Source organism: Arsenophonus sp. PmNCSU2021_1, assembly GCF_036919435.1.
Classification (GTDB): domain Bacteria; phylum Pseudomonadota; class Gammaproteobacteria; order Enterobacterales; family Enterobacteriaceae; genus Arsenophonus; species Arsenophonus nilaparvatae.
Genome location: NZ_JAZHPL010000007.1, coordinates 143,691 through 169,777, shown reverse-complemented (window position 1 = coordinate 169,777; position 26,087 = coordinate 143,691). Strand labels below are relative to the sequence as shown.

Here is a 26,087-nt window from a genome sequence, read left to right as displayed (position 1 = left end):
TTGTTAATTTGATTGTTACGCTTATAAATAATCAAACAATTTTTCAAAGGTAATCTGTAATTTATGGCAACTTTTTATGCCAGGCCGCTGTTCAACACCAGAACACGAGTTTCGCACAAAACTAATTTGGGTACGCTAATAAAACACGGATTTGCTCAGTAATAGCACTTTTGATTACGTCCCAATTTTGTTGATAAAGGGTTATTTTTTCAGATATACGACGTTTATGTTGTTCAAACCACGCAGAAATAGCGAGAAAAATATGATTTCTTTGCGCTCGGCTCGTGCGAGCCTGACAGCGTTCAATACCACAGTTTTGTTTAACTTCTCGATGATAAACTTCAACAGACCAACGGGCATCCATGATAGATTTGAGGTATTGACGGGTGGGATTCTCTTTGTTTGTTACTATGTAATCAATACGGCCGTTTTTGGCTGTAAATTTGAAAACGGTTACCCAACCATATCCTCGCAAGTGTATTGACGTTCCTTCTTCTGAGATGTCTAACTTGTTCAGTTCACGAGTTTCGCACCAATAAAAAAACGCTCTATTTTTAAGTTTAATTCAGCATAATATATAAATAGAAAAAATCTCATAAATTAAAAATAACTTATTGTAATTTAAGTAAATTTATACGTCTTAGCAAGTTACAGATTAATTATTGTTCTGAAGCCATTTCTAGAATTTTATATGCCCGTGCGAAACTCGTGCAGTTGTTTGTTATGGTTAACAATCCTATTTTTCCTCAGCGTGGTTACCCAGATCCAACCATGAGAGCGAATTGATTTCAGGTTATCCAGGCTAGAATACCAAGCATCCATCACTACGGCTTCTGGCATGATCCCTCTTTTTTTAGCAAGAGTGAGCATTTCGGAAAAGTGCGTGTTTTTTGTTTTTCCATCAGAATCTTTATCATAAATAAGATAATTGATAGGAATTGATTCAACCTTCGTCAGATCATGCCAAAGCAAATTAACTAAACCTATGCCAGCAATAACCTCATGTTCATTACCTGAATATTGATAATGGACCATCACTATTTTTTTACTACGTGTTTTGGCAATCAATGTATCATCGGCAATTAGTACGCAAGGGCTTTTTTTGTCTATAGAAGGTTCAACTAATCGCCATAGGTCTTTAGGTCTAAAACATCTACTTTTTAGCCATCGGCTAACAGTGTCATGAGATAAAGGCGATGGGCTTACTTCTGATAACGCTAAACCAGAGTATCTTAAACTGCTTACTTGTAAGAATGTTTTATAGATATCTTTAATACATGGATAACCCGACAAAATATGAACACCCTGATTTTTTCTTGTTTTTAAATTTATACTTCTTTTTTGGAGATTGCGAAACTCGTGCACAATTGAAATCAAGGCCTACGCAGCTGCTTGTTGGCAGTTGTCTGCATTTAATCCACAGGCTAACATAATTTTATCAAGATGTTTCTCAGGTAGTTTGGATCAATCAAAAGTTTTGCCTGTGCCACCTTCACCATGATCAAGTAAATAGCGATCGATATTTTTTGCGTTGAAACAAGGTGGTGATTGAGCCATATTAACTGCTTGCCATATTTCGCAATTTGTGGGTAATAAAGAACGAAGTTGCTGAATGTCAGCAGCTGTTTTATAACCATGCAACTGGACGGCAAATAAATTTAACTGATGACTAATTTCAGCGATTAATGAATTTACCTGGTGTTGAAAAACGCCAACATAGTTAAGAGGGGCTGCGGTTATAACGGCTCTTGCTTGCTCAAGTGTTACTTTGCGTGGCGATTTGTCTGCAAAAATTAAACCGCCATAAATCGCCCCAACTTGATAAGCGCTTTGGGCATCTTGTGGGCGAGTGAGACCACAAACTTTATTGTCACCAATAATTAGCCGACGAATAGCTAACATTAAATTTTCTTCACCCATTAATGCGCGGCCGATCAAAAAACCATTAACTTGTTTACTGAGTTGACGAATTTGTTGGTGGCTATCAATACCGGATTCACTGATGACTAATGTTTTTCCGACTAATTGTGGGGCAAATTGTTTAGTGCGATTTAGATCAATTGACAGATCGCGAAGATCACGATTATTGATACCGACAATATTGGCTTTTAACCTAACCGCTCGTTTTAGCTCTTCTTCGTTACTCACTTCAGTAAGAATGCCCATCTTTAATTTATTCGCCAGTGCCGCTAAAGATTGATAGGTTTGGTCATCTAATATTGATAGCTTCAATAAGATAGCGTCAGCCTGGTAAAAGCGAGCTAAATAGATTTGGTAGGGATCAATAATAAAGTCTTTGCACAAAATTGGTTGTGGCACAGTGTTACTCACCAGGCGTAAGTAATCAAAACTGCCGTGAAAATATTTTTCATCAGTTAACACTGATATTGCTGTTGCATAATGTTGGTAATCTTTAGCAATTTGTACAGGATCAAAGTGATGACGAATAATGCCTTTCGATGGTGAAGCCTTTTTACATTCCAGAATAAATGCCGGATAGCTTTGCGAAAGAGCAGTATAAAAATGGCGTTCACTTGGCGTAATTTGCCCAATAAAGCTAATTAATGGTTGCTTTAATTTTCTTGCCGCTAAATATGTCATCTTATCTGCAATAATTTTTTGTAAAATAGTCGCTTGCATTAGTGAAACTTCCTCCTGTTGGCTAGTGTGGTTAACCGTTGATAGGCTTTTCCAGTACCAATAATCCGCAAAGCAAAATCGGTATTGGTTTTTAGATCTTCATGGTTATTAAGCTTCATCAGTAATGCGACATTGGCAGCAACGGTGCTAGCATGAGCTGGCTTCCCGTGACCCTGTAACAATGTGGTAATAAGTTGATAATTTTTATCAACAGAGCCGCCAGTTAATTCTGATAGAGAGTAGGTTGGTAAGCCAAAATCTTGAGCCGTTAGCTGGTAAGTTAAAATTTCATCTTGTTTTAATTCAGCCACTTGAATAGGGGCATGTAAGGCAACTTCATCCATACCGCCACTATGAACAACAGCAGCACGTTTATATCCTATTAATTGCAATGTCTTAGCAATAGGTAAAATTAGCTTAGGATCATAAACACCAATAAGTGAAATTGGCGGTTTAGCTGGATTGATTAGCGGGCCAAGAATATTAAACACGAGTTTCGCACCAATAAAAAAAACGCTCTATTTTTAAGTTTAATTCAGCATAATATGTAAATAGATAAAACCTTATAAATTAAATATAACTTATTGTAAATTAAGTGAATTTATGCATTTCAGTAACTTGCAGATTAATCATTACTTTTAAGCCATTTCTAGAATTTTATAGGCCTGTGCGAAACTCGTGATAATAATGAATAATGCTAAGTGAGCTTTTATTACCTAGGCTAGTGTAACCATCAGCAAAATATTTTCGCTAATTAAAATAATGAGACTAAAGTGTTAGACGATTTTTCTATTAATGGCCCATTGGTTAGTGCCATCCCTGGATTTCGGCCACGTGATGCGCAAATTGAAATGGCTCGCGCCATAACGACGGCAATTCAATCTCAACAAACGCTTGTGGTTGAAGCAGGGGCAGGAACGGGTAAAACTTATGCTTATTTAGTGCCGGCCTTACGTTCTAACAAAAAAGTCGTGATCTCAACCGGCTCAAAAACTTTGCAGGATCAACTCTATTATCGTGATTTACCGATTATTAAAGCGGCTTTAGCCTATTCAGGTCATGTCGCTTTATTAAAAGGGCGGGCTAATTATTTGTGTTTGGAGCGGCTTGAGCAGCAATCATTAGCTGGATAGCAACTAGCCGCTGAAATGATTGCTGATATTGTTCGCTTACGTAGTTGGGCAATAGAAACTGAAGATGGTGATATCAGTAATTGTCATCAGGTAGCCGAAGATAGTGCTGTTTGGCCATTAGTAACCAGTACTAATGATAACCTGAGTTCGGGATAAGGAATATAAAGTTTTTCATTATATATTCAATTACTTAAATTAAAATTTTTACATAAAACAGTGCTAAGTTTTGGCTTTTTTCATGATTTTAGCAGAGAAAATAGCTTATTTTTTAACCTACAACCAACTAAAAATATTCCCTTTTTTATCATTTTATTGATTTTAAAAGGTTTTTATTGATAAATGAGCTATTTTTATTTTCTCATAACTAACGCTTATCCCGAACTCAGGTTAATGATAATTGTATCGGCAGTCATTGTCCCCATTATCAGCGTTGTTTTGTACTTAAAGCGCGCAAAAAAGCGTTAGAAGCCGATGTAGTGGTTATCAATCACCATCTATTTATGGCTGATAAGGTGGTAAAAGATACTGGATTTGGCGAGTTACTTCCGTCAGCGGAGGTAGTTATTTTTGATGAGGCGCATCAGATCCCCGATATTGACAGTCAATACTTTGGCCAACAGCTTAGTAGCCGTCAATTATTTGAACTTGCACGTGATATTACCCTCGTTTATCGGACAGAAATTCGTGATCAGATACAATCACGAGTTTCGCACAAAACTAATTTGGGTACGCTAATAAAACAGGGATTTGCTCAGTAATAGCACTTTTGATTACGTCCCAATTTTGTTGATAAAGGGTTATTTTTTCAGATATACGACGTTTATGTTGTTCAAACCACGCAGAAATAGCGAGAAAAATATGATTTCTTTGCGCTCGGCTCGTGCGAGCCTGACAGCGTTCAATACCACAGTTTTGTTTAACTTCTCGATGATAAACTTCAACAGACCAACGGGCATCCATGATAGATTTGAGGTATTGACGGGTGGGATTCTCTTTGTTTGTTACTATGTCACGAGTTTCGCACCAATAAAAAAACGCTCTATTTTTAAGTTTAATTCAGCATAATATGTAAATAGATAAAACCTTATAAATTAAATATAACTTATTGTAAATTAAGTGAATTTATGCATTTCAGTAACTTGCAGATTAATCATTACTTTTAAGCCATTTCTAGAATTTTATAGGCCTGTGCGAAACTCGTGTATGTAATCAATACGGCCGTTTTTGGCTGTAAATTTGAAAACGGTTACCCAACCATATCCTCGCAAGTGTATTGACGTTCCTTCTTCTGAGATGTCTAACTTGTTCAGTTGTTTGTTATGGTTAACAATCCTATTTTTCCTCAGCGTGGTTACCCAGAGTCCAACCATGAGAGCGAATTGATTTCAGGTTATCCAGGCTAGAATACCAAGCATCCATCACTACGGCTTCTGGCATGATCCCTCTTTTTTTAGCAAGAGTGAGCATTTCGGAAAAGTGCGTGTTTTTTGTTTTTCCATCAGAATCTTTATCATAAATACGATAATTGATAGGAATTGATTCAACCTTCGTCAGATCATGCCAAAGCAGATTAACTAAACCTATGCCAGCAATAACATCATGTTCATTACCTGAATATTGATAATGGACCATCTCTATTTTTTTACTACGTGTTTTGGCAATCAATGTATCATCGGCAATTAGTACGCAAGGGCTTTTTTTGTCTATAGAAGGTTCAACTAATCGCCATAGGTCTTTAGGTCTAAAACATCTACTTTTTAGCCATTGGCTAACAGTGTCATGAGATAAAGGCGATGGGCTTACTTCTGATAACGCTAAACCAGAGTATCTTAAACTGCTTACTTGTAAGAATGTTTTATAGATATCTTTAATACATGGATAACCCGACAAAATATGAACACCCTGATTTTTTCTTGTTTTTAAATTTATACTTCTTTTTTGGAGATTGCGAAACTCGTGACAATTACAAAAGTGTGCCGATAGCATTAGCCAGGCTACTTTAGATTTTCGATTAGCATTAGGTGAAAATGGATTTAGAGGGAATTTGCAGCAATTACTTAATCAACAGTCTGTTAGCAGTGTGTTGCAGCGTCTTGAGGATGCATTGGAATTTAGCTATGAGATGATGAAACTGTCGCTGGGGCGTTCTATCGCGTTAGATGCTATTTTTGAGTCGAACAACGACTTATCGTAATCGTTTAAATCGGTTAAAAGAAACAACAATACCTGGGTTTAGCTATTGGTTTGAAAGTTTTGGCCGCCATTTTTTATTAGCATTAACACCATTAAGGGTGGAGGATAAATTTCATGATATGATAACCACTGAAAAAGGCAGTTGGATCTTTACTTCAGCTACCTTAGCAATCAGTGATAAATTAAGTTATTTTAGCCAGCGTCTAGGATTGGAGAAAGCCAATAATTTAATCTTACCAAGTCCATTTGACTATCAGCGCCAAACATTACTTTGTGTGCCCCGTTATTTGCCAGATATTAATGAAGCTGGCTTTGCTCAGCAATTAGTTGTCATGCTAAAGCCAGTTATCGATCATAATCAGGGGCGTTGTTTCTTTTTATGTACCTCACTTCATATGATGCGTGAATTAACAGCAATGTTTCGCGATTGTTTGAATTTACCTGTTTTGATGCAGGGAGAAACCAGCAAAGCGCGATTGTTGTCACAATTTATAGCAGCAGGTAATGCATTATTAATAGCCACCAGCAGTTTTTGGGAAGGTGTTGATGTTAAAGGCGATGTTCTTTCTTGTGTCATTATCCACGAGTTTCGCACGGGCATATAAAATTCTAGAAATGGCTTCAGAACAATAATTAATCTGTAACTTGCTAAGACGTATAAATTTACTTAAATTACAATAAGTTATTTTTAATTTATGAGATTTTTTCTATTTATATATTATGCTGAATTAAACTTAAAAATAGAGCGTTTTTTTATTGGTGCGAAACTCGTGTATCGATAGATTACCTTTTACGTCGGCTGATGAACCATTATTGCGAGCGCGTATGCAAGATTGTCAGCTCCAAGGCGGCAATGCATTTTATGATGTCCAATTACCTGATGCGGTACTTAATTTAAAGCAAGGGGCTGGCCGGCTTGTGCGTGATGTTAATGATTCAGGGGTTATTATTATTTGTGATAAACGATTAGTATCGCGACCTTATGGTGAAATTTTTTTAAATAGTTTACCGCCTTCGCCTAGAACACGCAGTTTGCAAGCGTCGATTGACTTTTTAGCAAAAACGTCCTTAAGTAATTAATTAAATAGTGGCGATAACATATAAGTTTTTTCTTATTGATACCTTCCTATTCAACAAAATATGTTAGTATTAGCAATTATTTAGTCATAAAAATAGCCAGGATCTAAAATATGGCAACCTATATATTAGCGATTGATACCGCCACTGAAGCGTGTTCTGTCGCCCTATGGCGCGATGGAGAAATTTTTACTCAATTTGCCGTTTCACCGCGGGAGCACACCAAAAAAATATTACCGATGATAGAGCAGTGTCTTATTGATGCGCATCTGGATTTACAACATATCGATGTTTTAGCTTTTGGGCGTGGGCCAGGCAGTTTTACTGGCGTTCGTATTGCTGTCAGTATTGCTCAGGGATTGGCATTTGGGGCTAATTTACCGATGATAGGTATCTCTTCGCTGTTAACTATGGCGCAAGGAGCTTATCGTCAATTAGGTGCAAAAAAAGTACTGGTAGCGATAGATGCCAGAATGGGCGAAATTTATTCTGCTTGTTATGAACTTAAACCAGATGGGTTTTGGCAAGGTGCAGAAAGTGAGGTAGTACTCAAGCCAGAGCAGTTTTTAGCCAAAATAAATGGCTTAACTGGACAATGGGCTATTGCCGGGACAGGTTGGTCAGCCTATCCTATATTAAGAGCGACAAATTTAAATTTATTGGAAAGTGGTATTTCTTTACCTGATGCGCAAGATATGTTGCTGTTAGCTCTACCAGAGTGGCAACAAGGTAAAACAGTTGACGCTGAAGAAGCCCAGCCGGTTTATTTACGTAATGAGGTTAGTTGGAAAAAATTACCCGGCCGTTGATACTTGTTTAAAATTATTATGCCGTTTTAAGGGGTGGTTTATGAAAATAAAGTTAAACTACCAGGCTGCCATAAAGGTTGCTCTGTTGGCTGGTGTTGTTTTATTAGCTGGCTGTGTTTCAATTCCCGCGTCAATTAAGGGAACGACACAAACACCGGTTGAAAGTTTATCAGCAGTGAGTGAGGGGCCCCTGAGCTTTATATTGGTCAAGAAGGGCGCTTTGGCGGTAAGGTGATCTCTGTTTTAAACAACAATAACCAAACTCGGCTTGAAATAGCAGTGATGCCATTAAGTAAATATGACGCTGCGCCAAGGTTAAATACACCATCGGTAGGACGTATCTATGCTTATATTGGCCGTTTTTTGGAGCCATCAGATTTTAGCGGTCACTATATTACTGTCGTTGGGACAATTACTGGCATTGAAGAAGGCAAAATTGATTTAGTTTCCTACCAGTATGTCAAGATTGTTGTATCAGGTTATCAACGTTGGAATCAAATGCAATCAGTTGTATTACCACCTTCAGGTTGGGGATATGGATCGCCATGGTATCCAAACTATCCTAATTCGCCTTATTATTGGAATTGGGGCCCTTGGGGTTATCCTGTTGGTGAGGCTGAAATACGAACTTATTTAACCGAATAATTATTAGTTTTATCAATCAGTCAGGGTAAATATTTTGCCATATTTACCCTGATTGGTTTTTAGGCTGAGCAGATTTTGCGCTGCTAAAAGGTGCGGTTATGCGCTAATATGATAAAAAGCATTGTTTTTTCGAAAAAAAGTCGAATGATATATAATTAATCTTATATATAATTATTACGCTAATTTTTATAGCTAACTGAAAATTAATCAAAATTTAGAAGTTCACGAGTTTCGCACAAAACTAATTTGGGTACGCTAATAAAACACGGATTTGCTCAGTAATAGCACTTTTGATTACGTCCCAATTTTGTTGATAAAGGGTTATTTTTTCAGATATACGACGTTTATGTTGTTCAAACCACGCAGAAATAGCGAGAAAAATATGATTTCTTTGCGCTCGGCTCGTGCGAGCCTGACAGCGTTCAATACCACAGTTGTTGTTTAACTTCTCGATGATAAACTTCAACAGACCAACGGGCATCCATGATAGATTTGAGGTATTGACGAGTGGGATTCTCTTTGTTTGTTACTATGTAATCAATACGGCCGTTTTTGGCTGTAAATTTGAAAACGGTTACCCAACCATATCCTCGCAAGTGTATTGACGTTCCTTCTTCTGAGATGTCTAACTTGTTCAGTTGTTTGTTATGGTTAACAATCCTATTTTTCCTCAGCGTGGTTACCCAGATCCAACCATGAGAGCGAATTGATTTCAGGTTATCCAGGCTAGAATACCAAGCATCCATCACTACGGCTTCTGGCATGATCCCTCTTTTTTTAGCAAGAGTGAGCATTTCGGAAAAGTGCGTGTTTTTTGTTTTTCCATCAGAATCTTTATCATAAATCCGATAATTGATAGGAATTGATTCAACCTTCGTCAGATCATGCCAAAGCAAATTAACTAAACCTATGCCAGCAATAACCTCATGTTCATTACCTGAATATTGATAATGGACCATCACTATTTTTTTACTACGTGTTTTGGCAATCAATGTATCATCGGCAATTAGTACGCAAGGGCTTTTTTTGTCTATAGAAGGTTCAACTAATCGCCATAGGTCTTTAGGTCTAAAACATCTACTTTTTAGCCATCGGCTAACAGTGTCATGAGATAAAGGCGATGGGCTTACTTCTGATAACGCTAAACCAGAGTATCTTAAACTGCTTACTTGTAAGAATGTTTTATAGATATCTTTAATACATGGATAACCCGACAAAATATGAACACCCTGATTTTTTCTTGTTTTTAAATTTATACTTCTTTTTTGGAGATTGCGAAACTCGTGAAGTTGATAAGTTAGCTTAGTTTAAACTTATTCTAGATTTGAAATTAAATAGTGATACATATCTCAGCATTAGCACAGAACGGTTCTCAAACTAGTATGCTGAGTTAGTATTTTGTTAACAAATTAATTTTTGTCGGTTACTTCACTTAGTTTCAAATCAGGTGTGTTACAGTGGAAAAAATCTGGCTAAAAAATTATCCATCTGATGTACCGGCAGAAATAGGACCGGTATCTGAAACATCATTAGCAGACTTACTAGAAAATGCGGTTACAGCATATGCTGATCGTCCAGCTTTCATTAATATGGGTGAAATAATGACCTATCGTAAGCGGGAAGAGCGTAGTCGAGCGTTTGCGGCCTATTTACAAAATGGCTTAGGTCTGCAAAAAGGCGCTCGTATTGCGCTGATGCTACCTAATTTATTACAGTATCCGGTTGCACTTTTTCGTATTTTACGTGCAGGTGTGGCTGTCGTTAATGTTAATCCGCTTTATACCCCAAGAGAATTAGAACATCAACTTAGTGATAGTGAGGCTATTGCGATTGTTATCGTATCAAATTTTGCCCATACATTAGAAAAAGTCGTTTTTAATACCCAAGTTAAACATGTTATTCTAACCCGTTTAGGCGATCAACTGTCTCGGCCAAAGGGGACGATTGTTGATTTTGTTGTTAAATATATAAAACGTCTGGTACCTAAATATTATTTGCCACAAGCGACTCTTTTCGTCGTGTTATGCAATTAGGCTATCGTATGCAATATGTGAAACCTGATATTTCTGGCGAAGATTTGGCTTTTCTCCAGTATACCGGCGGAACCACTGGCTCAGCAAAAGGCGCAATGCTTAGCCATTATAATATGTTGGCAAATGTTGAGCAGGGCAGAGCTACTTATTTGCCTGCCATGCAGTTAGGTAAAGAAATTATTGTGACGGCGTTGCCGCTGTATCATATTTTTGCTTTGACAGTAAATTGTTTGTTATTTGTTAAAATTGGCGGTACTAATTTGCTGATCACTAATCCGCTGGATGTTGCCGCAATGGTTAAAGAACTTGCGCGTTATTCTTTTACTGGCATTACAGGTGTTAATACATTATTTAATGCTTGGTGGCATAATGAAGAATTTAGAAAACTTGATTTTTCCCATTTGAATGTTTCTATTGGCGGTGGTATGCCGGTACAAAAAACAGTAGCGGAAGAGTGGCAACAACTGACGGGCAAGTGTTTACTGGAGGGCTATGGTTTAACTGAGTGTTCGCCATTAGTGACGGTTAACCCATACAATTTAAGTAAATATAATGGTAGCATTGGGTTGCATATGCCTTCAACTGAAGTCAAGTTTATTGATAATAGTGGTAATGAAGTTCCAATTGGCCAGCCCGGTGAGATGTTGGTACGTGGTCCTCAAGTCATGAAGGGTTATTGGCGCTCTCCTGCTATGACCGACGAAGTGATGAAAGATGCACGAGTTTCGCACAGGCCTATAAAATTCTAGAAATGGCTTAAAAGCAATGATCAATCTGCAAGTTACTAAAACACATGAATTTTCTTAAATTACAATAAGTTGTATTTGATTTATAAGGTTTTATCTATTTATATATTATGCTGAATTAAACTTAAAAATAGAGCGTTTTTTTATTGGTGCGAAACTCGTGAGATGGTTGGTTAGCGACCGGTGATATTGCCAAGATCGATGAAAAAGGCTTTATTAAAATTGTTGATCGCAAAAAAGATATGATTTTAGTTTCTGGTTTTAATGTATACCCGAGTGAAATTGAAGAAGTTATCTCTAATCATCCCAAAGTCATTGAAAATGCAGCAATTGGTGTGGTAGATGAAAATACTGGTGAAGCGGTCAAAGTCTTTGTGGTATCGACTGATCCTGCTTTGACTGCTGAAGAATTAAAAATTTATTGCCGTCAATATTTGACTGCCTATAAAGTGCCTAAGTTTTTTGAGTTTCGCTCTGAGTTACCTAAATCGAATGTAGGTAAAATTTTACGACGACAATTAAGAGAAGAAGAGCAGAAAAAATATCTGACAGCGACAGAAAATCATCAAGTAACACAAACATTAGATAGTAAATTTTGATAAACAGCATCGCTAAAATGGCGGCCAAGAGTGATGTTGTTAAAAATAAATCACAAAGAGAAAGACGTTTTGAATTATCAGTTGATTACCACAGATGCTCAACTTAAGAAAGTTTGTCAAGCAGCAGCGAAGGCTAACAAAATAGCTTTAGATACAGAATTTGTACGAGTAAAAACTTATTATCCACAGTTTGGTCTTATTCAGCTATATGACGGTGAGCAACTGTCATTAATTGATCCTATTGCCATTACTAATATGGAGCCGTTTAGAAATTTATTAACAGATGGCAAAGTGACTAAAATCTTGCATGCTGGTAGTGAAGATATAGAAGTATTTTTACATCATTTGGCTTGTGTTCCACAGCCGATGTTAGATACCCAGATTATGGCAGCACATTTCTAGCGGGTTTGCAAGCTTAGTGAATGAATATTTAACGATTACGTTAGATAAGAGTGAATCAAGAACAGATTGGCTTATGCGGCCGCTGATGTGTTTTTTTATTATCTTTAGCCGAAAAACTACTGTCGTTGATTAATCAATTAGGCTATTTACCGGCGGTAACCGATGAATGCCAGCGGATTTTGTTACGTCGACAAGAGATATTATCACCCGCAGATGCATATAAAAGTATTAAAAATAGTTGGCAATTGCGGGCTCAACAGCTTGCCTGTCTTAAACAATTAGCAGCCTGGCGTCTTAATCAGGCTCGACGGCGTGATTTAGCGGTCAATTTTATTGTTAGATAAGAACATCTATGGAAAATAGCGCGTTATTTGCCTAATTCATTGACACAACTGCATACTCTTGGTTTAACTGGGCAGGAGATCCGCTGCCATGGTCAGGATGCGTTGCAAATTGTCTCAAACTGTTGTGATATTGAGGAAAATGCCTGTCCACAGCTGCTTTATCATCTTATCAATCATCCTCAATATCGAGAGGCATTTAAGGCGGTTAAAACTTTAACTAAACAAATTGGTGAACAAGCAGAGTTGAATTCAGAGTTATTAGCTTCTCGACGTCAGATTAATCAACTGCTAGCGTTCCATTGGGGGTTGAAAAAATCAGACTATAAGCCCGACTTGTTGGCTGGCTGGCTGGCGTGGGCAATTATTAAGTGTTCCTTTAAAGCGATTATTGGAATTATATTGTTAGCTGATTTATTTTTAAAATGTATTTTTTGTTATCTTTTTATTAATTGAACTAATTCATTGATTTGTAATAAATCTTTGAATTAGTTTGTCTGAGGTATAGTGTAATTAATTTAAAGCTGTATCTTGAGACATGAGATTAAAAATATCTTTTCTTTCTGGGTTTCTCTTTCTATTAATTTAAATAAGTTATTTTTTATAACAATATAAATAATTTTATTTTATTATAACCAGGTTATTACGAGGCTGGAATGAAAACAACACTGATATTTATAATGGCGATAACAATAATTTTTAATAGTTATGCTGATGATCTCCATCTTATAAAAGATAGGTTACCAACGGAAAATTAAAAATCAATAATAAATAATAAATATAAAGATGATGGTACATATATCATTATTGATGAAAATAATATAAAAAATTCTACTGCTAGTATCACTAAATATAAAAGCTATAGTAAATTAAATAGGTTAACCTGAGTTCGGGATAAGCATTATCAATTATACTTGAAGATACGTACCTGCAACAGGTATCTTTGGTTTAGATGGCATTAAACAATATGCAACCAGTCCGCCTAATAAATTCACTACAAAGTTAGCCGGAGAGCGATGTCGCGTATGCTCTATTTGACAAAGATTTTTTAACTCATCAAATACCGTTTCAATGACAGAACGATGACGCAAGATGGCTTTGTCGAAACAAGTCTGTTTAATAGGCTTCATTTTCTTCTTGATATTCGTTATAAGGCTAATTCCCATCGTTTTGAGTTGCTGTTTCAGTGAAGCCGATAAATACCCTTTATCTGCGTACAAACAACCAGAAAGATCCTTTGTCAGCTCAGGCAATGGTTTCCGATCATCGGTGTTTCCTGGTGTGAGTCGAAAACTGAGTATTTCCCCCAAATGATTGATAATTACATGAAGCTTGAAACCAAAGAACCAACCTGTTGAATTTTTTCCCCGTTCAGCTATCCCATTGAAGACTTTATGTCTGCGGATCCGTAAGTTATCACACACCGCTATCGGAGTAGAATCGGCAACCGATAGCCCCGTGCATTTTCCCTTAATTGACTCAAACAGTGCCGTTAACGCTAAGGCACTACGCGGAAGTAACTCTACACAGCGTGAATAGGATGGCAAGTTAGGAAATTCCTTCCGGAGATATAAGCGGACATAATAGAGATAAAATACCTTGAATTGCCTGAATCGGAGTTGATGAAACAACACAACCAGTGTCATCATTTCCGCCAACGAAAGCTGAGTAGACCGTCTACGACGCTTAGTACCGTTAGTCAGCAAATATTCATGCATTTTTGGCTCGAAGTCTTTGCAAAAATCATCCATCAGGCAATAAAGTTCAGTAAGATTTTCCATAATTGTTTAACAATGCTCTACTCTTTAACCAGACTGTTAGAGTATTTTAACAAAACAGGCTCATTCAACTATTTGAATATCAAGACTTTCTCTTTATTTCTTATCCCGAACTCAGGTTAGGTTACTATCCGACTCTACTAGTAAAAATAAACCAGTTATTAATATTAATCTTGTTGATAATAAAGGAGTATCCCATATTTTTTTTAACAAAATGGATATAGGCAAAAAAGGGATTTATTTTAATAATAATATTGAGTACAGTGCTAAATTGATTATTGCTGAAATTGATAGCAATGAAAAAACCAGGCTGTTGGGAGAATTAGCTATTCTAGGAACAAAAGCAGCTATTCTGATTGCTAACCAGCAGGGAATTAGTTGCATAAGCTGTTCATTTTCTGGCACTGATCGGGTAACTTTGCTGGCTGGCAAAATTAATCTTGGGTTATATGAAAAAATTGATAATATTAAATTAAATCAATCAATAAGTCGATTAGTTTTTCCGGAAATATTAATTTTAATAATATTAAAGATATTGAGGTATCGGCTTATAATAATATTATTAATGCTAACACGCAAATTAAAGCAGATAGAATAACTTATCGAACAGGTAATATGCCGTTTTTTATAGAGTATAATAATATTAATGATAAAAATGCTCATATAAATTTATCTTATTTTAAACCTTGGTTAGTTGATGATTTTGGTTATTCAAAATTTCAAATAAAACAAGGTAGTCAATTAAGTGCTAATGAAATGAATGTTTATGTAACAGGTGGTTCATTTAGAAATGCTGCTGAGATAGATATTAATTCATTATTTTATTTTAATGTTTATAAAGTAAGAGATATTAGCGAAGTCATTAATCGAATAACAAAAAATTATCAATTTAATAATCAAATAAAAAGTGAGTACCAGATCTTAAAGCAAGCCAGGAAAAATTATCTTATTGTTAATAGGGGAAAAATAATCACAGGTGATTTTGTAAATGGAAATGCTTTTACTAGTGAAATGATAAACAAAGGAAATGGAATTGTTAAAATTAAGCAATGAAAATATTTATTTTTAAGTCATTATGGCACAAGCCCATCATTATTGATGGGCACTTGGTGTTAAAAATTAGCTATTTTATTTTTTTCGTCCGTTTCAGGTAAAGTTACATTTAACTCTAAAACCGAGATATCATCATTTTTTTGTTCAAATTGTACTGTGAGCATTTCTGGATCAATTTGGACGTATTTACAAATGACCTTTAAAATATCACGTTTCATTGCGGGTAGGTAAGCCGGCCCACAGTCATTACGTCGGCGTTCGGCAACAATAATTTGTAGCCTTTCCTTGGCAATATTGGCCGTTGATTTTTTTTTCGACAGGAAAAAATCTAATAAGACCATATTTTATCCTCCAAACAAGCGCTTTAAGAAGCCTTTTTTTTCTTCTTCAATAAAACGAATAGGGCGGTTTTTACCTAAAATTCGATCAACGCAGTCACTGTATGCTTTGCCTGCATCAGATTTGGCATCGAGAATAACAGGCTCTCCTTGGTTAGAGGAACGTAAAACGGATTGATCTTCAGGGATCACACCAATCAGTGGGATACACAGAATTTCAAGTACGTCTTCCATACTCAGCATATCACCATGAGTGACACGACCTGGATTATAACGGGTAAGCAAAAGTTGCTCCTTGACGGGTTCTTCGCCACGTTCTACACGGCGTGATTTAGAAGCGATAATACCGAGTATGCGATCTGAATCACGTACAGAAGAGACTTCAGGGTTGGTGGTAATAATTGCTTCATCGGCGAAATAAAGTGCCATCAATGCACCACTTTCGATACCTGCGGGTGAATCGCAGATAATGAATTCGAAATCTAATTTTTTCAGTCCATTTAGCACTTTTTCAACGCCTTCGCGTGTTAATGCATCTTTATCACGCGTTTGTGAAGCAGGAAGTATATGAAGATTTTCAGTCCTTTTATCTTTAATAAGTGCTTGGTTGAGTGTGGTATCACCTTGGATCACATTCACAAAATCATACACTACCCGGCGTTCGCATCCCATAATTAAATCGAGGTTACGTAGACCAATATCAAAATCGATCACAACGGTTTTTTTTCCTCTTTGGGCCAGGCCGGTAGCGATGGCTGCGCTGGAAGTAGTTTTGCCTACGCCACCTTTACCTGAGGTTACAACAATAATGCGTGCCATGAAGTCATTCCTGTAATAAGGTCTAAATGATATTATTAATCGTCAATTCATTATTTACCAAACAAAGTCTAGCTGCTTTCCCGATAAAATCTGCAGGAATTTGTTCACTTAACCAAAATTGTCCAGCAATAGAAACTAATTCCGCTTGTAAGTGTGTACAGTAAATTTGACAATCATTATCGCCAGATGCGCCAGCAAGTACTCTACCACGCATCATGCCATAAATATGTATATTGCCATCAGCAATCAATTCAGCACCAGCACTAACATTAGCGTTAACAATTAAATCACAATTAGCGGCATATATGCGTTGTCCTGAACGAACATGGGTGGTAATAATACGCGTCTTACCATGTACAGTGGTAGCGATATTGGCAGTTTTTTTATTTTGTGTTTTTTGATTTTGACCTTCACGAAGTAAAGGTAGGCAAATATCAGTGATAGCCTGGCGCAATTTAGTATTGGTACACCCACTAACACCAACTATCTTTAAACCTGCCTGACTAATAATTTTATAGCAGGATAAAATAGTATTTACATCTAATAGACCAGCAACATTGAAGACAACAGGGGCATTTCTCAAAAAATCAGGCGCTTGGTCAATTTTTTCCTGAATTGCTTTTTTAATAGCTTCAGTATCTTCATTATGAATATGAAGAACGGTGAGAGTGAAGCTACTGCCTTTTAGTTCGATTGGTGATTGTGCCATCTGCATTCGACTCAGCATGTTGAACTGACCCATAGTGGAATTTTGGACGATGATATAAGGAAATACAATATTATGTTATAGTTACTTAATTAGTCAGGCAAGTCAAAAGTGTTAATAAAAAAGAGCTAAATTGAATGTTTTGTGTCATTTATTGTAGTGCAAAGAAGGAACAAACTTATCTTTTTGTAGAAAAAAAGACAATTTTTCCCGCGTTCCCAAACCATTATTACAGCAATTTGGTACTCCCCGATTTGTCATGACTCTCAGTTTGACAGATCGAAAAAAATTAGCCAATGCTGATATTGATAGGGTTAAACGGGAGCTTATCGAGGTTGGTTATTATCTCCAGTTTCCGCCTCCGGTTGAAAATATAATGGAAGATTATCGCTATCTGATTGACAAATTGGAAAATCAACTACTGGCAGAGCAAAAATAAGATAATACTGAATTAAAAATTTTTGAGGATTATCGCTATGAGACTCAAACTTATTTATACAGTAATTGGTAGTTTCTTATTGATAGGTGATTTGCTCATCGCAATGATGCCTAAAGTGATTTTCTTGATATCAGTACCGCAAGCAATAGCAGCGCAATCTAGTGAAGTTTCTTTAAGTAAGGTATTTCCGCATAAAAAACGTAGTTTGGCGCAATTTCCAGCTTATGTTCAATATTTAAAGCAAATGGCAAGGCAACAAGGAATAAGTGAAGCAACGATCGCTAGGGCTTTTGCCAATATTTCACGAGTTTCGCACGGGCATATAAAATTCTAGAAATGGCTTCAAAACAATGATTAACCTGTAACTTACTAAGACGTATAAATTTACTTAAATTACAATAAGTTGTTTTTAATTTATGAGATTTTTTCTATTTATATATTATGCTGAATTAAACTTAAAAATAGAGCGTTTTTTTATTGGTGCAAAACTCGTGTATTTGTTTTGTTCAGCGAATTGTGGCCGCAGATCGTAGACAGCCGGAAAAGCGTGCTAACGTCAATTTAGAAAATTATTTACAAAAAGTTTTACCATCATCCCGTATTAGCATGGCAATACAGCAATATCATAATAATAAGCATCAACTGGATATAACCAGTAAGCGGTTTGGTATTCCGGTGCAATATATTGTTGCACTTTGGGGATTAGAGAGTAAATTTGGTGAAATCCAAGGGCAAGAAGATGTGATTTTCGCCTTAGTCACTTTGTCCTTTGATGGCCGCCGAGAACTTTTTTTTAGTAAACAACTGATGGCCGCACTCAAAATTATGGATAAAGGCTATGTGTCGAAAAACCAGCGTTTAAAAGGCTCTTGGGCCGGTGCAATGGGACAAACTCAGTTTATGCCCACCTCTTATCTACAATATGCTATAAATGGTAGTGGTAAAGGTCAGATTGATATCTGGCACAATAAAGCAGATGTTTTTGCTTCAATTGCCAATTACCTTAGGTATGAAGGTTGGCAAACTTATTTACCTTGGGGCACACAGGTTAAGTTACCAATAGGTTTTGATGTTGGTTTCGCAGGGATAAAGAAAAAAGGAAAATCGGTAGAACAATGGAAAAAGCTTGGCATAGAAGTTCCTGTGATGGCTAATTTGGCGTTAACTACACAGACTTGGTTAATTATTCCAAAAGATCCGCAAGGCAGGATCTATCTGGGGACCGATAATTTTCGCACCATTATGCATTGGAATCGTTCTTACTATTTTTCATTATCTGTCTGTATAATGGCTGACGGTATTGCTCAACAAATATAATAAATTGAGTAGTATAAGCAACAATAAATAAGAGTAAGACTATGTATCAACACCATGATTGGCAGGGCGCTTTGCTGGATGTATCTGCTAATAAAGTGGTTTGTGTAGGCAGTAATTATGCCGAACATGTGCAAGAAATGAACGCAAAGCAGCATAAAGAGCCGGTCATTTTCATTAAGCCGGAAACTGCGCTTTGTGATATCACTCAACCTATTTTGTTGCCAAAAGGGCTAGGCACAGTACATCATGAAATCGAGTTAGCTGTTTTGATTGGCACGACGCTGAAACAGGAAAATGATCAAGAGAGAATTAAATCAGCAATTAAAGGGTTTGCCGTGGCACTTGATTTGACTTTACGTGATTTACAGCAAACATTAAAAACATCTGGCCAGCCATGGGAAAAATCCAAAGCTTTTGATGGTGCTTGCCCAATATCCGGATTTATTGCTGCTCATGAGTTTGGTGACCCACAAAAAGCGAGCTTAAGTTTATTGGTTAATAACGAAATACGGCAGGAAGGAAACACCGCCGATATGCTGACAGCCATATTACCTTTGATCAGTTATATATCGCGTTTTTTTACTTTACGCCCTGGGGATGTTATTTTAACAGGCACACCCAAAGGTGTTGGCCCACTAGAAGTGAACGACGAGCTTACTCTTCATTTAAATGATCGAATTTTAAAAACACGAGTTATCTAATAAGAGGATTTTTATTTTATATGTCTGAGTCTTTTTGGCAGCGCAAAACGTTAGAACAGATGACCGATGAAGAGTGGGAATCATTATGTGACGGTTGTGGGCAATGCTGTATGCATAAGTTACTGGATGCCGATATCGATGAAATTTATTTCACCAACGTGGCATGTGATCAATTAGATCTTAAAAGCTGTCAGTGCAAAAACTATGCAGAAAGATTTCGTTATGAACCAGATTGTATCAAATTGACAAGGGATAATTTGACTACCTTCCGTTGGTTACCTAACACCTGTGCTTATCGTTTAATTGCTGAAGGAAAACCGCTGCCAGCCTGGCATCCATTAAAAACCGGTTCAAAATTAGCCATGCACCAAGCTAAAATATCCGTTCGGCATATTGCGGTTAGAGAAATTGAGGTGATGGATTGGGAAGATCATATTATTAATACCTTTTGATCCTAGAGAAAAAAATGGAAAACTATTATTTAGAACAACATGTCAGATTAGCTAATGTTAATGATATTGCATCACTTTTTGCTATTCGAACCAGTGTAAAAGAAAATCACCTTTCCAAAAAACAACTCATTGATAAAGGAATTACACCTGACGCATTACGCGATATTTTGTCTGTGTCACCTTGTGCCTGGATTGCGGAAATAGCTGGCAATCCTATCGGTTTCTCTATGATGGATATGGAACAAGGCAGCATTTTTGCTTTATTTGTTCGTCCTGAGTTTGCCGGGCAAGGTTTCGGCAAAATTTTATTAACCAAAGCTGAAACGTTTCTTTTTCAACAATATAAAAAAATTTGGTTAACGACTGATGCTGCGAGTCGTGCCTGCGGTTTTTATCAAAAACTGGGTTGGTTGCCGGTTGAAAATTTGCAAAATGGAGAAATACGACTGGAAAAGTTGATTAATTAATATTATTAACTTGATTATTTTATTAGTCATCTAAAATTGGTTAATAGTATCCGTTGTGATGGCTAATTCACTCAAGTTAACTAAGAAACCAATTAGCAATTATGGCGGTTATATTCAGTAATCGACAACTGGAAGTTACTAGGCCGTTGGCGGCAGTTGCTGGTGGTATTCCATTTTGGATTATTCATTGGTTAATTAGCGATAGTTTTGTGCAATAAGCGCCCTAAAGCACTCATGGCAATCAGCTGCCAGAAACCCTAGCAATAAATATTGTCTTAATGTTAAAGATTAACCTTCAATTTTATTAGCACACGGTTCTCCTTGAGCAATCTGTTTAATATTTTGTAGCGTTGTTTCGCTAATATTATTGAGCGCTTCTTCGGTTAAAAAAGCTTGGTGTCCAGTGAATAGGACATTATGGCAGGCAGATAAGCGGCGAAAAACGTCATCTTGGATCACATCATTCGATTTATCCTCAAAAAATAACTCACGTTCATTTTCGTATACATCCATCCATAAGGCGCTAACTTTTTGTTGTTTTAGTGCTTCGATTGCTGCATTAGAATCAATTAAACCGCCGCGGCTGGTATTGATCACCATAACCCCATCTTTCATTTTATTCACGAGTTTCGCACAAAACTAATTTGGGTACGCTAATAAAACAGGGATTTGCTCAGTAATAGCACTTTTGATTACGTCCCAATTTTGTTGATAAAGGGTTATTTTTTCAGATATACGACGTTTATGTTGTTCAAACCACGCAGAAATAGCGAGAAAAATATGATTTCTTTGCGCTCGGCTCGTGCGAGCCTGACAGCGTTCAATACCACAGTTTTGTTTAACTTCTCGATGATAAACTTCAACAGACCAACGGGCATCCATGATAGATTGGACGTATTGACGGGTGGGATTCTCTTTGTTTGTTACTATGTAATCAATACGGCCGTTTTTGGCTGTAAATTTGAAAACGGTTACCGAACCATATCCTCGCAAGTGTATTGACGTTCCTTCTTCTGAGATGTCTAACTTGTTCAGTTGTTTGTTATGGTTAACAATCCTATTTTTCCTCAGCGTGTTTACCCAGATCCAACCATGAGAGCGAATTGATTTCAGGTTATCCAGGCTAGAATACCAAGCATCCATCGCTACGGCTTCTGGCATGATCCCTCTTTTTTTAGCAAGAGTGAGCATTTCGGAAAAGTGCGTGTTTTTTGTTTTTCCATCAGAATCTTTATCATAAATACGATAATTGATAGGAATTGATTCAACCTTCGTCAGATCATGCCAAAGCAAATTAACTAAACCTATGCCAGCAATAACATCATGTTCATTACCTGAATATTGATAATGGACCATTACTATTTTTTACTACGTGTTTTGGCAATCAATGTATCATCGGCAATTAGTACGCAAGGGCTTTTTTTGTCTATAGAAGGTTCAACTAATCGCCATAGGTCTTTAGGTCTAAAACATCTACTTTTTAGCCATCGGCTAACAGTGTCATGAGATAAAGGCGATGGGCTTACTTCTGATAACGCTAAACCAGAGTATCTTAAACTGCTTACTTGTAAGAATGTTTTATAGATATCTTTAATACATGGATAACCCGACAAAATATGAACACCCTGATTTTTTCTTGTTTTTAAATTTATACTTCTTTTTTGGAGATTGCGAAACTGGTGTTATTGAAAGATTGTTCATTGAGTAAATGATGATTTTCTTTTGTTAATGGGCAATGGAGGCTAATAATATCGGCATGCTTTAATAAAGCATCTAAATCAACATACTCAGTACCAAGCTTTAATGCGGCTTCACTGGGATAGGGATCATAGGCAAGTAGTTTCATGCCAAAACCTTTAAGAATGCGTAATGTTGCTAAACCGATTTTACCGGTACCGATAATGCCAGCAGTACGATTATGCATGTTAAAACCGGTTAATCCTTCCAGTGAAAAATTGGCATCCCGAGTACGTTGGTAAGAGCGGTGAATACGTCTATTTAGACAAAGCATTAAACCCACTGTATGTTCAGCAACAGCCTCAGGAGAATATGCAGGTACGCGCACAACTTGAATGGCCAATTTTTTTGCAGCAACTAAATCGACATTATTAAATCCGGCGCAACGTAAAGCTAAAATTTTAACATCCAGCTTTGCAAGCTCTTTAAGTACTGCGTGACTGGCATCATCATTAACAAATATACAAACCGCATCAGCACCTGCAGCATTTTTAGCAGTTTGTGGGGTGAGTGGAAAATCAAAGTACTCGATATCAAAATTAAAATGACCCTGTTTATTGATTTGATCGAAATGAATGCGGTCGTATTGTTTTGTACTATAAGAAACGACTTTCATTGGAGGCTCCAATATAAAATGAGTGTAACTTTTGCACCTATAGCGATAAATGTGCTTAGTGTTAATAGAATGGCACAAATAGAGGATTATATGAATCGATGGATAAAAATTTGTTGATAACATCGCTAATGTAGTTGTGTTGTAAATCTATTAATAAGATGGATCAATATTAAAGATCCATTATTATGGTTTTAATGAGGTTAATTAAAACAAAGGAATAGTAGAGTGCCTAAATTAATAAAATATATTATTTTGCTATTCATAATCTTGTTTTTTATTGTTATCACCAGCTGGTTTTCAATCCCGCATTGGTTACCTAGAGTCAGTCAATTATGGCTACCCAAAGGTGCAACATTGTCAATGACGTTACCGAAAATCACCGGCCAAGGGATTGTTGTAGCCGATATGAAAATTGCACTAGGCAGCTGTGAATGGGTCAAGGTGGATCAATTAACGGTTTCTTCAGCAACTAAATGGCCAACAAAATGGATAATTAATGCTCAATCGTTAGTGAGTGACAATAATTGCTTATCCCAGTTAACAGACGATCAAGCTACACAATCTGAAATAGATATAAAACAGATCTTAACCACAATCCCGTCAATGGAATTAACAATTGAACAACTCGTCTTACATCCTTGGCCATTTTTAGCAGGCAAACTTCAGTTACAAGTAAGTCAAAGTCATCACTTGCACATCGATTATCAAGGACAAAATGTGCAATTTTTGGCACGAACAACCATGGCAGATTATTTCAATATAGAGCATATGTTTCTTCGGCTGAATGAAGATACGGTTAATTTAACCGGTAATATCTCGCAACCCTTGAGTTCGACATTAATTCCCCAACAGGGAAAAATTGACGCGATTTTTACGACTAATCACTATACTAAACCGGTGATTGCGCAATTAAATTGGGCAAATCGCTCAGGGATTTTACAGCTAACAGAACAGCAGTCTCAAATGCCATTACTCTTTTTGCCCTGGCAATTAGATGACCAGTATTTGACTATTAAGCAAGGAAACTGGCGTTGGCAAAATGGTGATCAATTATTATCAGGAAAAATCGATCTTCGTCTGGCTAATTGGCGTGATAATTTAGCTGATATGCGTATTAGTGGTCGCGCTAATATGTTGACGACGGGCGGGGAAGGCAAAGCTAATTTGGTGCTGACTATTGAGCAGGGTAAATTAGATTGGCTAAATAGCCATATTCCATTTCAATTAATGGGACAGGTTAAAATTAATGATCTGATTATTGATATGCGAACCCCAACCCTGATTTCAGGTCCATTGCTCTCTCCGCGTATTACTTTTTTACCATCATCATTAATTAGAATGTATGGCAAGATAAATAAAACATTAATGCTTGATGAATTACGTCTGCCGTTAGCGGGTACTTATTTGACGGCACAAGGGGTAACTGGGCGTTTGCAGGCAATTGCTGATACAACTGATAGTTATTGGGGTAAGGTAAAATTACATTTTGATGGACAAGCCAATAATTTTAAACCAGACCAAGGTCAATGGCGATGGCGTTATTGGGGCCATGCACAATTACCCCCCCCCTTAATGCCAATTGGGATCTTAGCGGTGATGGTTACTGGATTAACTCTTTATTGGTGGTAAACAGATTGAATACCGGATTTGATAAAATTCAGTATGAGATGGTTAATATGTTTCATCCCCGTTTAACGCTATCAAAACCCTTAAAATGGCAACGTGATGCTAAGCGCGCTAATTTTACTGGTGAGCTTATTTTACGTACTAATCGAATACAGTTTGGTCAAGAGAGCTTTTTACCAGCAACCGCGATCACAGCTAAAGTAACTGGTCGCAATCCAGCAGATTTCCAATTATCCGGAGCACTATCAGCGCAACAAATAGGTCCAATTCCATTTTTTATCCGTTGGGATGGTATACGATTAAGAGGAAATGCACGTTGGCAAAATCAGAGTGTATTAGCATTTCAATCGTTGATCCCGGCAGATTTGGCTATCACCTTGCGAGAAGGTAATTTTTATGCTCAAGTTGCGTTTTCTGTGGCGCAAGGCCAAGGGGTGATCGCTGGTGGCCATTGGTCGGTTACTAATGCTGGATTGTGGTTAAAAGATGGTAGTGTTGATGGAGTTGATTTTATTTTACCCTGGCGTTTACAAAATAGTCGCTGGCAGCTGGGGACCAAGTCACCGATCCAAATTAGGATCAAACAGGTAAAAAGTCTGTTTGATATGCGTAATATAACGGCTGATCTTTATGGCTATTATCCAGCTAGCGCAAAATTCCCTTTAGTGTTACGGGCAGTTAATGTTGATTTGTTAGGCGGCGCTGTTCGGTTAGCTAAATTACGTTGGCCGCAAATAGAGCCAGCCATACTCACTATTGATCGAATAGATTTAAGTCAATTATTAACTCGCCTTAGAACCACGACTCAGGTTGCGATGTCAGGAAAAATAAGTGGTCAATTACCTTTCTTCCTGAATAACCCGGATTGGATTGTGAAAGAAGGGTGGCTAGCAAACTCAGGCAATATTACCTTAAGATTAGGAAAAGAGTTAGTGGATTCTATCGGTGAAAATAATTTATCTGCTAGAGTTGCTATGGCCTGGTTACGTTATTTGGAAATAAATCGTAGCCAAACCGAAATTAGTCTGAGTAATCTGGGGGATATCACGCTCAATGCTCAAATTCATGGCGTTAATCCTTTAGAAAGCAAAAATCGGCAAGTTAGATTAAATTATCGCCATCAAGAAAATATCTTTCAATTGTGGCGCAGTCTACAATTTGCTAATAATTTAGGTGATTGGTTAGAAAAAAATATTTCGCTAAAAAAAGGTGAAAATCAGTAATGAAAAGGCAAATTTGGTATATGCTGATCTTATCAGCGGCATTTTATTAACAAGTTGTGTTCGGTTAGAGGTGGCAACACCCGATAAGCCAATAAATATTAATATGAATGTCAAAATTGAACATGAAATTAAAATTAAAGTTGATCTCCAGGTTGAGGGGTTACTAAAAAATAATAGTGATCTTTTTGGATAACAAA

Annotated in this window: 20 protein-coding genes and 15 pseudogenes; 21 read left to right on the top strand and 14 right to left on the bottom strand. The window is 36.9% G+C overall.

All coding sequences use genetic code 11. The features are described from left to right. Positions 1–121: 121 nt before the first annotated feature. From V3224_RS18335 to V3224_RS18320, 4 genes and pseudogenes are all read right to left on the bottom strand, one after another. Positions 122–517: pseudogene (locus V3224_RS18335) on the bottom strand (transposase); the annotation flags it as partial. A gap of 197 nt (positions 518–714) precedes the next feature. Continuing rightward, positions 715–1,293, bottom strand: a pseudogene (locus tag V3224_RS18330) (transposase); the annotation flags it as partial. A gap of 171 nt (positions 1,294–1,464) precedes the next feature. Beyond that, the gene (gene trpCF, locus V3224_RS18325) at positions 1,465–2,640 is read right to left on the bottom strand and encodes a bifunctional indole-3-glycerol-phosphate synthase TrpC/phosphoribosylanthranilate isomerase TrpF (RefSeq protein ID WP_334472079.1); all 1,176 of its coding nucleotides are present in this window, start codon (positions 2,638–2,640) and stop codon (positions 1,465–1,467) included. After that, positions 2,640–3,137 (bottom strand): annotated as a pseudogene (locus V3224_RS18320) (anthranilate phosphoribosyltransferase); the annotation flags it as partial. The gene trpCF and the pseudogene V3224_RS18320, both read right to left, overlap by 1 nt. Positions 3,138–3,413: 276 nt before the next feature. Here V3224_RS18320 and V3224_RS18315 point away from each other — a divergent pair. Then, positions 3,414–3,914 (top strand): annotated as a pseudogene (locus tag V3224_RS18315) (ATP-dependent DNA helicase); the annotation flags it as partial. A gap of 239 nt (positions 3,915–4,153) precedes the next feature. Then, positions 4,154–4,471, top strand: a pseudogene (locus V3224_RS18310) (ATP-dependent DNA helicase); the annotation flags it as partial. Between the two features lie 19 nt (positions 4,472–4,490). Here V3224_RS18310 and V3224_RS18305 read toward each other — a convergent pair. Both V3224_RS18305 and V3224_RS18295 read right to left on the bottom strand, forming a co-directional pair. Next, positions 4,491–4,781, bottom strand: a pseudogene (locus tag V3224_RS18305) (transposase); the annotation flags it as partial. Positions 4,782–4,978: 197 nt separating this feature from the next. Further along, positions 4,979–5,663, bottom strand: a pseudogene (locus tag V3224_RS18295) (IS701 family transposase); the annotation flags it as partial. A gap of 70 nt (positions 5,664–5,733) precedes the next feature. Here V3224_RS18295 and V3224_RS18290 point away from each other — a divergent pair. From V3224_RS18290 to V3224_RS18270, 5 genes and pseudogenes are all read left to right on the top strand, one after another. After that, positions 5,734–6,547: pseudogene (locus tag V3224_RS18290) on the top strand (ATP-dependent DNA helicase); the annotation flags it as partial. 178 nt (positions 6,548–6,725) lie between these two features. After that, on the top strand, positions 6,726–7,046 hold the full coding sequence (locus V3224_RS18285; RefSeq protein WP_442890682.1) for a helicase C-terminal domain-containing protein: 321 nt from the start codon (positions 6,726–6,728) through the stop codon (positions 7,044–7,046). 110 nt (positions 7,047–7,156) lie between these two features. After that, positions 7,157–7,852: a tRNA (adenosine(37)-N6)-threonylcarbamoyltransferase complex dimerization subunit type 1 TsaB gene (gene tsaB, locus V3224_RS18280; protein WP_334472177.1), complete on the top strand. Its 696-nt coding sequence runs from the start codon at positions 7,157–7,159 to the stop codon at positions 7,850–7,852. Between the two features lie 40 nt (positions 7,853–7,892). Continuing rightward, positions 7,893–8,087: a hypothetical protein gene (locus V3224_RS18275; protein WP_334472176.1), complete on the top strand. Its 195-nt coding sequence runs from the start codon at positions 7,893–7,895 to the stop codon at positions 8,085–8,087. Next, positions 8,084–8,497 (top strand): Slp family lipoprotein, encoded by a 414-nt coding sequence (locus V3224_RS18270; protein WP_334472175.1) that lies wholly within the window; start codon positions 8,084–8,086, stop codon positions 8,495–8,497. The genes V3224_RS18275 and V3224_RS18270 overlap by 4 nt, the downstream gene beginning before the upstream one ends. 241 nt (positions 8,498–8,738) lie before the next feature. Here V3224_RS18270 and V3224_RS18260 read toward each other — a convergent pair. Next, a pseudogene (locus V3224_RS18260) lies at positions 8,739–9,714 on the bottom strand (IS701 family transposase). A gap of 240 nt (positions 9,715–9,954) precedes the next feature. Between V3224_RS18260 and V3224_RS18255 the strand changes: the two are divergent. From V3224_RS18255 to rnd, 3 genes and pseudogenes are all read left to right on the top strand, one after another. Next, positions 9,955–11,246: pseudogene (locus tag V3224_RS18255) on the top strand (AMP-binding protein); the annotation flags it as partial. A gap of 272 nt (positions 11,247–11,518) precedes the next feature. Further along, positions 11,519–11,875 carry an AMP-binding enzyme gene (locus V3224_RS18250; RefSeq protein WP_442890680.1) on the top strand — a complete coding sequence of 119 codons (357 nt, stop codon included), beginning with the start codon at positions 11,519–11,521 and terminating at the stop codon, positions 11,873–11,875. Positions 11,876–11,944: 69 nt separating this feature from the next. Next, a pseudogene (rnd, locus tag V3224_RS18245) lies at positions 11,945–13,074 on the top strand (ribonuclease D). Positions 13,075–13,526: 452 nt separating this feature from the next. Here rnd and V3224_RS18240 read toward each other — a convergent pair. Further along, a complete protein-coding gene (locus V3224_RS18240) occupies positions 13,527–14,399 on the bottom strand; it encodes an IS982 family transposase (RefSeq protein WP_334467716.1) in 873 nt (290 codons plus the stop codon). A 76-nt stretch (positions 14,400–14,475) separates the two neighbouring features. On the opposite strand from V3224_RS18240, the gene V3224_RS18235 reads away from it, so the two are divergent. Beyond that, the gene (locus V3224_RS18235; RefSeq protein WP_334472282.1) at positions 14,476–14,994 is read left to right on the top strand and encodes a two-partner secretion domain-containing protein; all 519 of its coding nucleotides are present in this window, start codon (positions 14,476–14,478) and stop codon (positions 14,992–14,994) included. Positions 14,995–15,011: 17 nt separating this feature from the next. After that, the gene (locus tag V3224_RS18230; protein WP_334472172.1) at positions 15,012–15,449 is read left to right on the top strand and encodes a hypothetical protein; all 438 of its coding nucleotides are present in this window, start codon (positions 15,012–15,014) and stop codon (positions 15,447–15,449) included. 59 nt (positions 15,450–15,508) lie between these two features. Here the strand turns inward: V3224_RS18230 and minE are convergent, their stop codons facing one another. From minE to minC, 3 genes are read right to left on the bottom strand one after another with little or no spacing between them, the layout of a single operon-like run. Continuing rightward, complete coding sequence (gene minE / locus V3224_RS18225; protein ID WP_334472171.1) at positions 15,509–15,790, bottom strand: cell division topological specificity factor MinE; 282 nt, start codon at positions 15,788–15,790, stop codon at positions 15,509–15,511. A gap of 3 nt (positions 15,791–15,793) precedes the next feature. Continuing rightward, the gene (minD, locus tag V3224_RS18220; protein ID WP_334472170.1) at positions 15,794–16,606 is read right to left on the bottom strand and encodes a septum site-determining protein MinD; all 813 of its coding nucleotides are present in this window, start codon (positions 16,604–16,606) and stop codon (positions 15,794–15,796) included. 22 nt (positions 16,607–16,628) lie between these two features. Continuing rightward, positions 16,629–17,315, bottom strand: a complete 687-nt coding sequence (minC, locus tag V3224_RS18215; RefSeq protein ID WP_334472281.1) for a septum site-determining protein MinC — start codon at positions 17,313–17,315, stop codon at positions 16,629–16,631. Positions 17,316–17,449: 134 nt separating this feature from the next. Here minC and V3224_RS18210 point away from each other — a divergent pair. The 6 genes and pseudogenes from V3224_RS18210 (at position 17,450) to V3224_RS18185 (ending at position 20,688) form a co-directional block, all read left to right on the top strand. Further along, positions 17,450–17,751, top strand: a pseudogene (locus tag V3224_RS18210) (YcgL domain-containing protein). Between the two features lie 37 nt (positions 17,752–17,788). Then, on the top strand, positions 17,789–18,085 hold the full coding sequence (locus V3224_RS30165) for a hypothetical protein (RefSeq protein WP_442890677.1): 297 nt from the start codon (positions 17,789–17,791) through the stop codon (positions 18,083–18,085). Positions 18,086–18,231: 146 nt separating this feature from the next. Then, positions 18,232–19,068: a lytic murein transglycosylase gene (locus V3224_RS18200; protein ID WP_334472169.1), complete on the top strand. Its 837-nt coding sequence runs from the start codon at positions 18,232–18,234 to the stop codon at positions 19,066–19,068. 41 nt (positions 19,069–19,109) lie between these two features. Beyond that, the gene (locus V3224_RS18195; protein WP_032115882.1) at positions 19,110–19,769 is read left to right on the top strand and encodes a fumarylacetoacetate hydrolase family protein; all 660 of its coding nucleotides are present in this window, start codon (positions 19,110–19,112) and stop codon (positions 19,767–19,769) included. A gap of 20 nt (positions 19,770–19,789) precedes the next feature. Further along, positions 19,790–20,221 (top strand): YcgN family cysteine cluster protein, encoded by a 432-nt coding sequence (locus tag V3224_RS18190; RefSeq protein WP_334472168.1) that lies wholly within the window; start codon positions 19,790–19,792, stop codon positions 20,219–20,221. A 14-nt stretch (positions 20,222–20,235) separates the two neighbouring features. Beyond that, positions 20,236–20,688 carry a GNAT family N-acetyltransferase gene (locus tag V3224_RS18185; protein WP_334472167.1) on the top strand — a complete coding sequence of 151 codons (453 nt, stop codon included), beginning with the start codon at positions 20,236–20,238 and terminating at the stop codon, positions 20,686–20,688. Between the two features lie 288 nt (positions 20,689–20,976). Here the strand turns inward: V3224_RS18185 and V3224_RS18180 are convergent. From V3224_RS18180 to V3224_RS18165, 3 pseudogenes are all read right to left on the bottom strand, one after another. Then, a pseudogene (locus tag V3224_RS18180) lies at positions 20,977–21,309 on the bottom strand (NAD(P)-dependent oxidoreductase); the annotation flags it as partial. An 18-nt stretch (positions 21,310–21,327) separates the two neighbouring features. Then, positions 21,328–22,301 (bottom strand): annotated as a pseudogene (locus V3224_RS18175) (IS701 family transposase). Between the two features lie 71 nt (positions 22,302–22,372). Continuing rightward, positions 22,373–23,041 (bottom strand): annotated as a pseudogene (locus V3224_RS18165) (NAD(P)-dependent oxidoreductase); the annotation flags it as partial. Positions 23,042–23,293: 252 nt separating this feature from the next. On the opposite strand from V3224_RS18165, the gene V3224_RS18160 reads away from it, so the two are divergent. The 3 genes from V3224_RS18160 to V3224_RS18150 are packed head-to-tail and all read left to right on the top strand — an operon-like array spanning position 23,294 to position 26,083. After that, entirely contained in the window at positions 23,294–24,670 is a 1,377-nt protein-coding gene (locus V3224_RS18160; RefSeq protein WP_334472165.1) for an intermembrane phospholipid transport protein YdbH family protein, read from the top strand. Continuing rightward, positions 24,568–25,890 (top strand): intermembrane phospholipid transport protein YdbH family protein, encoded by a 1,323-nt coding sequence (locus V3224_RS18155; RefSeq protein WP_442890674.1) that lies wholly within the window; start codon positions 24,568–24,570, stop codon positions 25,888–25,890. Before V3224_RS18160 ends, V3224_RS18155 begins: the two co-directional genes overlap by 103 nt. Next, entirely contained in the window at positions 25,883–26,083 is a 201-nt protein-coding gene (locus V3224_RS18150; RefSeq protein ID WP_442890717.1) for a YnbE family lipoprotein, read from the top strand. The genes V3224_RS18155 and V3224_RS18150 overlap by 8 nt, the downstream gene beginning before the upstream one ends. Positions 26,084–26,087: the final 4 nt, after the last annotated feature.

Coding starts and splice junctions, on each gene's coding strand:
- V3224_RS18155 (WP_442890674.1), top strand. CDS start 24,568: ATGGCGATGGCGTTATTGGGGCCATGCACAATTACCCCCCCCCTTAAT.
- tsaB (WP_334472177.1), top strand. CDS start 7,157: ATGGCAACCTATATATTAGCGATTGATACCGCCACTGAAGCGTGTTCT.
- V3224_RS18190 (WP_334472168.1), top strand. CDS start 19,790: ATGTCTGAGTCTTTTTGGCAGCGCAAAACGTTAGAACAGATGACCGAT.
- V3224_RS18185 (WP_334472167.1), top strand. CDS start 20,236: ATGGAAAACTATTATTTAGAACAACATGTCAGATTAGCTAATGTTAAT.
- V3224_RS18275 (WP_334472176.1), top strand. CDS start 7,893: ATGAAAATAAAGTTAAACTACCAGGCTGCCATAAAGGTTGCTCTGTTG.
- V3224_RS30165 (WP_442890677.1), top strand. CDS start 17,789: ATGAGACTCAAACTTATTTATACAGTAATTGGTAGTTTCTTATTGATA.
- V3224_RS18230 (WP_334472172.1), top strand. CDS start 15,012: ATGCCGTTTTTTATAGAGTATAATAATATTAATGATAAAAATGCTCAT.
- trpCF (WP_334472079.1), bottom strand. CDS start 2,640: ATGCAAGCGACTATTTTACAAAAAATTATTGCAGATAAGATGACATAT.
- V3224_RS18250 (WP_442890680.1), top strand. CDS start 11,519: ATGATTTTAGTTTCTGGTTTTAATGTATACCCGAGTGAAATTGAAGAA.
- minD (WP_334472170.1), bottom strand. CDS start 16,606: ATGGCACGCATTATTGTTGTAACCTCAGGTAAAGGTGGCGTAGGCAAA.
- minE (WP_334472171.1), bottom strand. CDS start 15,790: ATGGTCTTATTAGATTTTTTCCTGTCGAAAAAAAAATCAACGGCCAAT.
- V3224_RS18240 (WP_334467716.1), bottom strand. CDS start 14,399: ATGGAAAATCTTACTGAACTTTATTGCCTGATGGATGATTTTTGCAAA.
- minC (WP_334472281.1), bottom strand. CDS start 17,315: ATGGCACAATCACCAATCGAACTAAAAGGCAGTAGCTTCACTCTCACC.
- V3224_RS18195 (WP_032115882.1), top strand. CDS start 19,110: ATGTATCAACACCATGATTGGCAGGGCGCTTTGCTGGATGTATCTGCT.